Source organism: Polaromonas sp. P1_G2, assembly GCF_056405515.1.
Map to the genome: position 1 here is coordinate 24,195 of NZ_JBFUBY010000090.1, position 8,668 is coordinate 32,862.

Annotated in this window: 8 protein-coding genes; all 8 read left to right on the forward strand. The window is 63.4% G+C overall.

Annotated elements, in window-relative coordinates:
* The first annotated feature begins 20 nt into the window (after window positions 1-20).
* Window positions 21-332, forward strand: coding sequence for a thiosulfate oxidation carrier complex protein SoxZ (gene soxZ / locus AC1D0P_RS11400; RefSeq protein ID WP_477676841.1), 312 nt, complete (start codon window positions 21-23; stop codon window positions 330-332).
* Window positions 333-396: 64 nt separating this feature from the next.
* Window positions 397-1,095: a sulfur oxidation c-type cytochrome SoxA gene (gene soxA, locus AC1D0P_RS11405; protein WP_477676842.1), complete on the forward strand. Its 699-nt coding sequence runs from the start codon at window positions 397-399 to the stop codon at window positions 1,093-1,095.
* A gap of 31 nt (window positions 1,096-1,126) precedes the next feature.
* On the forward strand, window positions 1,127-1,786 hold the full coding sequence (soxX, locus tag AC1D0P_RS11410) for a sulfur oxidation c-type cytochrome SoxX (RefSeq protein ID WP_477676843.1): 660 nt from the start codon (window positions 1,127-1,129) through the stop codon (window positions 1,784-1,786).
* 75 nt (window positions 1,787-1,861) lie between these two features.
* Window positions 1,862-3,580 carry a thiosulfohydrolase SoxB gene (gene soxB, locus AC1D0P_RS11415; RefSeq protein WP_477676844.1) on the forward strand — a complete coding sequence of 573 codons (1,719 nt, stop codon included), beginning with the start codon at window positions 1,862-1,864 and terminating at the stop codon, window positions 3,578-3,580.
* A 267-nt stretch (window positions 3,581-3,847) separates the two neighbouring features.
* Complete coding sequence (locus tag AC1D0P_RS11420) at window positions 3,848-6,736, forward strand: 2-oxoglutarate dehydrogenase E1 component (protein ID WP_477676845.1); 2,889 nt, start codon at window positions 3,848-3,850, stop codon at window positions 6,734-6,736.
* 51 nt (window positions 6,737-6,787) lie between these two features.
* Entirely contained in the window at window positions 6,788-8,065 is a 1,278-nt protein-coding gene (odhB, locus tag AC1D0P_RS11425; protein WP_477676846.1) for a 2-oxoglutarate dehydrogenase complex dihydrolipoyllysine-residue succinyltransferase, read from the forward strand.
* A complete protein-coding gene (locus AC1D0P_RS11430; RefSeq protein ID WP_477676847.1) occupies window positions 8,065-8,568 on the forward strand; it encodes a hypothetical protein in 504 nt (167 codons plus the stop codon). Before odhB ends, AC1D0P_RS11430 begins: the two co-directional genes overlap by 1 nt.
* Window positions 8,569-8,576: 8 nt before the next feature.
* Window positions 8,577-8,668, forward strand: a 92-nt coding sequence (locus tag AC1D0P_RS11435; protein ID WP_477676850.1) for an FAD-dependent oxidoreductase, incomplete at its 3' end; no start/stop codon positions are given.

Sequence of the window (8,668 nt, forward strand, 5' to 3'; positions counted from 1 at the left end):
ACGACTGAAAGGAACAAGATATGTCAGATCCAATGCGAATCCGGGCCCAGGCCCAAGGCGATAAAACCACGGTGCGTGTGCTCGTGAGCCATGAAATGGAAAGCGGCCAGCGCAAGGACGCCGCCGGCACGACCGTGCCGGCCTGGTTCATCCAGAACATCAACGCCACCTGGAACGGCAAGACCGTGATGAGCGCCCAGTGGGGCACGGCCGTGTCCAAAAACCCTTTTGTGCAGTTCAGCTTCAAGGGCGGCAAGGCCGGCGACAAGATCGCGGTCAGCTGGACCGACAATCACGGCGACAAACGGACCGACGAGGCCGTCATCTCCTGAGTTCGCCGGTTTTCGCGCCGCGGCCCCGGCCGCCCACAACGATATTTGAGCCGAATACCGCGCCATGCTGGCCGACGGCAACCCCGCCGAGCTGTATGAAGCCAAGGGCGAGACCCTCTGGAAACAGGCGCGCGGCCCGAAAAACGCCTCGCTGGAAAAATGCGACCTGGGCAAGGGCCCGGGCGTGGTCAAGGGCGCTTTTGTCGAGCTGCCGCGTTTCTTTGCCGATACCCAACGCGTGCAGGACCTGGAGTCGCGCCTGCTGACCTGCATGGAGCAGTTGCAGGGCTTCAGCGCCGCCGACATCGCCAAGACCCCCTTCGGCGCCGGCGAGCAGAAATCGATTGAATCGCTGGTGGCTTATCTCTCGGCCGAGTCGCGCGACATGGCGTTTAACGTGCCGCAGTCGCATGCCAAGGAAAAGCTGATGTACGAAGTGGGCAAGAAGGTGTTTTACCTTCGCGGCGGCCCTTACGATTTTTCCTGCGCGTCCTGCCACGGCGAGGACAACAAGCGCGTGCGCCTGCAGGACCTGCCCAACCTGACAAAGCAGCCCGGCGCCGGCAACGGCTTCGGCGCCTGGCCGGCCTACCGCGTCTCCAGCGGCGACCTGTGGAGTATGCAGCGCCGCCTGAACGACTGCTACCGGCAGCAGCGCTTCCCGTTTCCGGGTTATGCCTCCGACGCCACCATCGCCTTGGGCGTGTACATGGGTGTCAACAGCAAGGGCGGCGTGTCGATCGCGCCCGCCCTGAAACGTTAATCCCTCAAGTCCGGTACTGGGAAAAATCCACATGAACAAGTCATACACACAAGCAGCGCTGTCCGCGGCAGGCCTGGTTTTCGCCGCCTTTTTCCTGGCCAGCTGCGCCACCGCACCCACGGCCCAGCAGGTCGATGAAGCCACGCAGCAGGTGCTCAAGAGTTCCTTCCGCGAACAGGGCATCGCGAAGATGGACCGGCTGACGCTGGACGCCTCCAACCAGGCTTGCTCGGAAGCGGCCGGCAAGCCGCTGGACGAAAAACTCGCCAAATCGATTGAAGAGGCCAACCTGCAGACCGTGAAACTGCCTTCGGACGGCAAGTACCTCGGCAACTGGAGCGAAGGCGAAAAAATCGCGCAGAACGGCCGCGGCCTGACCTGGAGCGACAAGCCCGGCGAAGCCAACGGCGGCAGCTGCTACAACTGCCACCAGATCAGCAAAGCCGAGCTGTCCTTCGGCTCGATAGGCCCCAGCCTCTACAACTACGGCAAGTTGCGCGGCGTGAGCAATCCCGCTTCGCCCGAGAGCAAGCCCATCGTCGACTACACCTGGGGCAAGCTGTGGAACGCCAAGGCCTACAACGCTTGTTCCGACATGCCCAGGTTCGGCCACGCGTCCATCCTGAATGAGCAGCAGATCCGCGACGTGATGGCGCTGCTGCTCGACCCGAACTCGCCCGTCAACAAGTAACCCGCCGCGCTCCGGCGCCCGGATCGATTGCAACCTGAAAACATGCCTGGCGCGCCGGGCAGGATGTCCAACGCCATGAATCTCTCCCGCCGCGAGTTCGCAAGTGTCATGGCCGCCGCCCTGGCCGCCGGTTTTCCCCTGCAGCGTGAGGCCGGTGCGGCCCAGGCCGCCGGCCTGTACGAGCTGCCGCGCAGCGGCAATGTGCACCTGCTGCACATGACCGACTGCCATGCCCAGCTGCTGCCGACTTATTTCCGCGAGCCTTCCGTCAACCTGGGCGTGGGCGCCATGCGCGGGCAGGCGCCGCACCTGGTCGGTGAACACCTGCTCAAGGCGGCCAGCCTGAAGTCGGGCACGCCCGAAGCCCATGCGCTGACTTTCCTCGACTTCGAGCGGGCGGCCCGCCAGTACGGCAAGGTGGGCGGCTTCGCCCATCTCGCCACGCTGGTGAAGCAGCTCAAGGGCGGCCGCCCCGGCGCCTTGCTGCTGGACGGCGGCGACACCTGGCAGGGCAGCGCCACGGCGCTCTGGACGCAAGGCCAGGACATGGTCGATGCGGCCAAACTGCTGGGCGTGGACGTGATGACGGGCCACTGGGATTTCACCTACGGCGAGGAGCGCATCAAGAAGATCGTCGAGCAGGACTTCGCCGGCAAGATCGATTTCATTGCCCAGAACGTCAAGACCAGCGACTTCGGCGACCCGGTGTTCAAGCCTTATGTGATCAAGGAAATGAACGGCGTGCCGGTGGCCATCGTCGGCCAGGCCTTTCCCTACACGCCGATCGCCAACCCGGCCTGGCTCACGCCCAGCTGGACTTTCGGCATCCGCGAAAGCGAGATGCAGGAAACCGTGAACGAGGCGCGCGCCAAGGGTGCCCAGGCCGTGGTGCTGCTGAGCCACAACGGCATGGACGTGGACCTGAAGATGGCCTCGCGCGTCACCGGCATCGATGCGATCCTGGGCGGCCACACCCATGACGGCGTGCCGGTGCCCGTCATCGTCAAAAACCCCGGCGGCCAGACCATCGTGACCAATGCCGGCAGCAACGGCAAGTTCCTCGGCGTGCTGGACCTCGACGTCAAGGGCGGCAAGGTGGCCGGCTTCAACTACCGGCTGCTGCCGGTCTTCGCCAATCTGTTGCCGGCCGATGCGGCCATGAACGAATTGATCGCGAAGGTGAGGGCGCCTTACACCGCCAAACTCGATGAAAAACTGGCGGTGACCGAAGGCACGCTGTACCGCCGCGGCAATTTCAACGGCAGCTTCGACCAGCTCATCCTCGACGCGCTCATGAAGGTGCGCGGCGCCGACATCGCGTTCTCGCCGGGGTTCCGTTGGGGCACCTCGCTGCTGCCCGGCCAGGCCATCACGCGCGAGCATGTGATGGACCAGACCGCCATCAGCTATCCCTGGACCACGCTGACCGACATGCGCGGCGACATGATCAAGACCATCCTGGAAGACGTGGGCGACAACCTCTTCAATCCCGACCCGTATTACCAGCAGGGCGGCGACATGGTGCGCGTGGGCGGCCTCACCTACACCTGCGAGCCCGGCGCAAAAATGGGCGAACGCATCCAGGACATGCGCCTGGGCGGCAAGCTGATTGAGGCCGGCAAGACTTACAAGGTGGCCGGCTGGGCGCCGGTGGCCGAAGCCAGCAAAAACGCCGGCCCGCCGGTCTGGGAGGTGGTGGAAAGCTACCTCAAGACGCAGAAGGTCATCAAGCCCGTCAAACCCAATACGCCCAAGCTGGTGGGCGTGGCCGGCAACCCGGGCCTTGCCGCCTGAGCTTTCGCCCCAATCTGTCAAACAGCTGTCAAGGCCGGGCATGTRAAGGTATGTGAGCCATGTAAAAGACATGACCTATTCGAAATGGGCATGGCATGGTCTTTCGGCTGTCACAGTTCGGTGGCACAATCTGGGTTGTTTCTGAAGGCCCTTCCTGCCACAGTCGCATCCGCTAATCGGTCCAGCCGTGTTGCGGAAGGTTAATCAACCAGCCATATCCTGTTGTGGCCAGCTAATGTTTCCCAAAGGGAAACGGAGGTCAGCGTAATGAGTTCCAACCCGACGGCATCGTCCGTCTATTCTGCCTATCAAGGCAACACCTATCTCTTCGGCGGCAATGCGCCCTATGTCGAAGAGATGTACGAAAACTACCTCGCCAACCCCGGCAGCGTGCCTGACAACTGGCGCGAGTATTTCGACGCACTCCAGCACGTTCCCGCCGTCGACGGCAGCAATGCCAAGGACGTTCCGCACCTGCCGGTCGTCAACGCCTTCGCCGAACGCGCCAAACAAGGCCAGACCAAGGTTGTCGTGGCCAGCGGCGCYGACTCCGAAATGGGCCGCAAGCGCACCGCCGTCCAGCAACTGATCGCCGCCTACCGCAACGTCGGCGCACGCTGGGCCGACCTGGACCCGCTCAAGCGCGCCGAGCGCGACAAGATTCCCGAACTGGAGCCGTCGTTCTACGGCTTCAGCGACGCCGACCAGGAAACCGTGTTCAACACCAGCAACACGTTCTTCGGCAAAGACACCATGAGCCTGCGCGAGCTCATGAACGCGCTGCGCGAGACCTATTGCGGCACCATCGGCGCCGAGTACATGTACGCCACCGACCAGAACCACAAGCGCTGGTGGCAGCAAAAGCTCGAATCGATTCGCAGCAAGCCCAATTTCGCCAAGGAAAAGAAGCTCCATATCCTGGACCGCCTGACGGCCGCCGAAGGCCTGGAGCGCTTCCTTCACACCAAGTACGTCGGCCAGAAGCGCTTCTCGCTCGAAGGCGGCGAAAGCTTCATCGCCAGCATGGATGAGCTGATCCAGTCGGGCGGCATCAAGGGCGTGCAGGAAATCGTGATCGGCATGGCCCACCGCGGCCGCCTCAACGTGCTGGTCAATTCCCTGGGCAAAGTCCCGGCCGACCTGTTCGCCGAGTTCGACCACACCGCCCCCGAAGACCTGCCCAGCGGCGACGTCAAATACCACCAGGGTTTCAGCTCCGACGTGACCACCCCCGGCGGCCCGGTCCACCTGACGCTGGCTTTCAACCCTTCGCACCTGGAAATCGTCAACCCCGTGGTCGAAGGCTCGGTGCGCGCCCGCATGGACCGCCGCGCCGACCCCAAGGGCCTGCAGGTGCTGCCGGTGCTGGTGCACGGCGACGCGGCTTTCGCAGGCCAGGGCGTGGTCATGGAAACGCTGGCGCTGGCCGAAACCCGCGGTTACTTCACGGGCGGCACGGTGCACATCGTGATCAACAACCAGATCGGTTTCACCACCAGCGACCCGCGCGACAGCCGCTCGACGCTGTACTGCTCCGACGTCGTCAAGATGATTGAAGCGCCGGTGCTGCACGTCAACGGCGACGATCCCGAAGCCGTCGTGCTGGCCACCCAGCTCGCGCTTGAATTCCGCATGGAGTTCCAGAAGGACGTCGTGGTCGACATCATCTGCTTCCGCAAACTGGGCCACAACGAGCAGGACACGCCCGCGCTGACCCAGCCTTTGATGTACAAAAAGATCGCGCAGCACCCCGGCACGCGCAGGCTGTATGCCGACAAGCTCACGGCCCAAGGCATGGGCGACACGCTGGGCGACGACCTGGTCAAGGCCACGCGCGCGGCGCTGGATGCCGGCAAGAGCACATTCGACCCGGTGCTGACCAACTTCAAGAGCAAGTACGCGGTCGACTGGACGCCGTACCTCGGCAAGAAGTGGACCGACGCGGGCGACACCGCCATCCCCATGGCCGAGTGGAAGCGCCTGGCCGACAAGATCACTGCCATCCCCGGCACCGTGGCGCCGCACCAGCTGGTCAAGAAGGTATACGACGACCGCGCCGCCATGGGCCGCGGCGACATCCCTGTGGATTGGGGCATGGGCGAGCACATGGCTTTCGCCTCGCTCGTGGCCAGCGGCTACCCGGTGCGCCTGTCGGGCGAAGACTGCGGCCGCGGCACCTTCACGCACCGCCAYGCCGTCATTCAYGACCAGAAYCGYGAAAAGTTCGACACCGGCACCTMCGTGCCCCTGCAGAACGTGGCCGACAACCAAGCCCCGTTCGTTGTCATCGACTCCATCCTGTCCGAAGAGGCGGTGCTGGCGTTCGAATACGGCTACGCCTCCAACGACCCCAACACGCTGGTGATCTGGGAAGCGCAGTTCGGCGACTTCGCCAACGGCGCGCAGGTSGTGWTCGACCAGTTCATCGCCTCCGGTGAAGTGAAGTGGGGCCGCGTCAACGGCATCACGCTGATGCTGCCGCACGGCTACGAAGGCCAGGGCCCCGAGCACAGCTCGGCTCGCCTGGAGCGCTTCATGCAGTTGTCGGCCGACACCAACATGCAGGTGGTGCAGCCCACCACGGCCAGCCAGATCTTCCACGTGCTGCGCCGCCAGATGGTGCGCAACCTGCGCAAGCCGCTGGTCATCATGACGCCCAAGTCGCTGCTGCGCGCCAAGGATGCTGCATCCCCCTTGAGCGAGTTCACCAAGGGCAGCTTCCAGACGGTGATTCCCGAGAACAAGGAAGAGATCAACAAAAAGGCCGACAAGGTCAAGCGCATCATCGCCTGCTCGGGCAAGGTTTACTACGACCTGGCCAAGAAGCGCGAGGAAAAGGGCGCTGACGATACGGCCATCCTGCGCGTTGAGCAGCTCTATCCCTTCCCGCACAAAGCCTTCGCCACCGAGCTGAAACGCTATCCGAACGCCACCGACATCGTGTGGTGCCAGGACGAGCCGCAAAACCAGGGCGCCTGGTTCTTCGTGCAGCACTACATCCACGAAAACATGCTCGACGGCCAGAAGCTGGGCTACTCGGGCCGTGCCGCCTCGGCTTCGCCGGCAGCGGGTTACTCGCACCTGCACCAGGAACAGCAAAAAGCGCTGGTGGAGGGCGCCTTCGGCAAGCTCAAGGGCTTTGTGCTGTCCAAGTAAGGCCGGCCTTCCCGCAACACAGAACACTAGAACGCACACGAAAGAAACAACATGGCTATCGTAGAAGTCAAAGTCCCCCAGCTGTCCGAGTCCGTGGCCGAGGCCACCATGCTGCAGTGGAAGAAAAAAGTCGGTGAAGCAATCGCCGTGGATGAAATCCTGATCGAGATCGAAACCGACAAGGTCGTGCTCGAAGTGCCCGCGCCTTCGGCCGGCGTACTGACCGAACTGGTGGTCGCCGACGGCGGCACGGTGGTGTCCGACCAGGTGATCGCCCGTATCGACACCGAAGGCAAGGCGGGCGCCGCCGCGCCTGCGGCCGTTGCTGCAGCCGCACCGGCTGCCGCGGCAGCCTCTGCGCCGGCCCCGGCCGCCGCTCCCGCTGCTGCTGCTGCGGGTGGCTCCATGGCCGGCGTTCCCATGCCCGCCGCCGCCAAGCTGATGGCCGACAACAACCTGGCTGCCGGCTCCGTGCCCGGCACCGGCAAGGACGGCCGCGTCACCAAGGGCGACGTCCTCGGCGCGACCGCCGGCGGCGCCAAGCCTGCCGCTGCGGCCATCCCCACGGGTGCGCCTACCACGGCCCTGCCGCAGGTTGCACCCTCGGCCAAGCCCGCCGACCTGGGCGAGCGCCCCGAGCAGCGCGTGCCCATGAGCCGCCTGCGCGCGCGTATCGCCGAGCGCCTGCTGCAATCGCAGGCCACCAACGCCATCCTGACCACCTTCAACGAAGTCAACATGGCCCCGGTCATGGAAATGCGCAAGCGCTTCCAGGAAAAGTTCGAAAAAGAACACGGCGTGAAGATCGGCTTCATGAGCTTCTTCGTCAAGGCGGCTGTGCATGCGCTGAAGAAGTACCCGGTGCTCAACGCTTCGGTCGACGGCAATGACATCGTCTACCACGGCTATTTCGACATCGGTATTGCCGTCGGTTCGCCGCGCGGCCTGGTGGTGCCCATCCTGCGCAATGCCGACCAGATGAGCTTTGCCGACATCGAAAAGAAGATCGCCGAATACGGCGCCAAGGCGCGCGACGGCAAGCTGGGCATTGAAGAAATGAGCGGCGGCACCTTCTCGATCTCCAACGGCGGTGTGTTCGGCTCCATGCTGTCCACCCCCATCATCAACCCGCCGCAGTCCGCGATCCTGGGCGTGCACGCCACCAAGGATCGCGCCGTCGTCGAAAACGGCCAGATCGTGGTGCGCCCGATGAACTACCTCGCCATGAGCTACGACCACCGCATCGTCGACGGCCGCGAAGCCGTGCTGGGCCTGGTGGCCATGAAGGAAGCGCTGGAAGATCCGGCCCGCCTGCTGTTTGATATCTGATGAAACAGGAGAAAGCCAGTGAAGGCGCGTCAGGAGGGTTTTCCGCGCGCGTCATCCTGGCAATTCTTGCTGCTTGCCTGGCTGCAGGCTGTGCGTCGGTTCGCACTGAGGATGGTTTTGCGGGCGAGTTTGAGGAARTACCTACCAAGGGTTACCTTCTCACCGATATAAAGCGGCTGACCATTTCCGACGCAGGGCAGGGGCAGTGGACTGTAAGAGCTGTAGGGAGCGCACCCGATGATGTGGTGGTCTCCCAAACCTGGCGCGAAATGAGTCGAGAGGATGTGGGGCACCTGTTCAGCGACAACATGCCGCTAGATTCGATCCGGTGTATCCGTGAAGGCTGGCCCATGCCGATGTTATGCCGCGTGCCGACCAAGGTAGCGCTTAAGTTTCGGGAGAATGGCTCTTCATGGCATCCGACGGTCAGCGAGTCAGGTTATTTGTTTGCTTTTGGTTCACCTGCCGGCATACACAGTCCGGCATTTCGTAAAGTGAAGTGAGAATATTGATGAGTACTAAACAATTCGACGTCATCGTCATCGGCGGCGGCCCCGGCGGCTACATTGCCGCCATTCGCGCCGCCCAGTTGGGTTTTAACGT

Coding starts and splice junctions, on each gene's coding strand:
- soxB (WP_477676844.1), top strand. CDS start 1,862: ATGAATCTCTCCCGCCGCGAGTTCGCAAGTGTCATGGCCGCCGCCCTG.
- soxZ (WP_477676841.1), top strand. CDS start 21: ATGTCAGATCCAATGCGAATCCGGGCCCAGGCCCAAGGCGATAAAACC.
- odhB (WP_477676846.1), top strand. CDS start 6,788: ATGGCTATCGTAGAAGTCAAAGTCCCCCAGCTGTCCGAGTCCGTGGCC.
- soxA (WP_477676842.1), top strand. CDS start 397: ATGCTGGCCGACGGCAACCCCGCCGAGCTGTATGAAGCCAAGGGCGAG.
- soxX (WP_477676843.1), top strand. CDS start 1,127: ATGAACAAGTCATACACACAAGCAGCGCTGTCCGCGGCAGGCCTGGTT.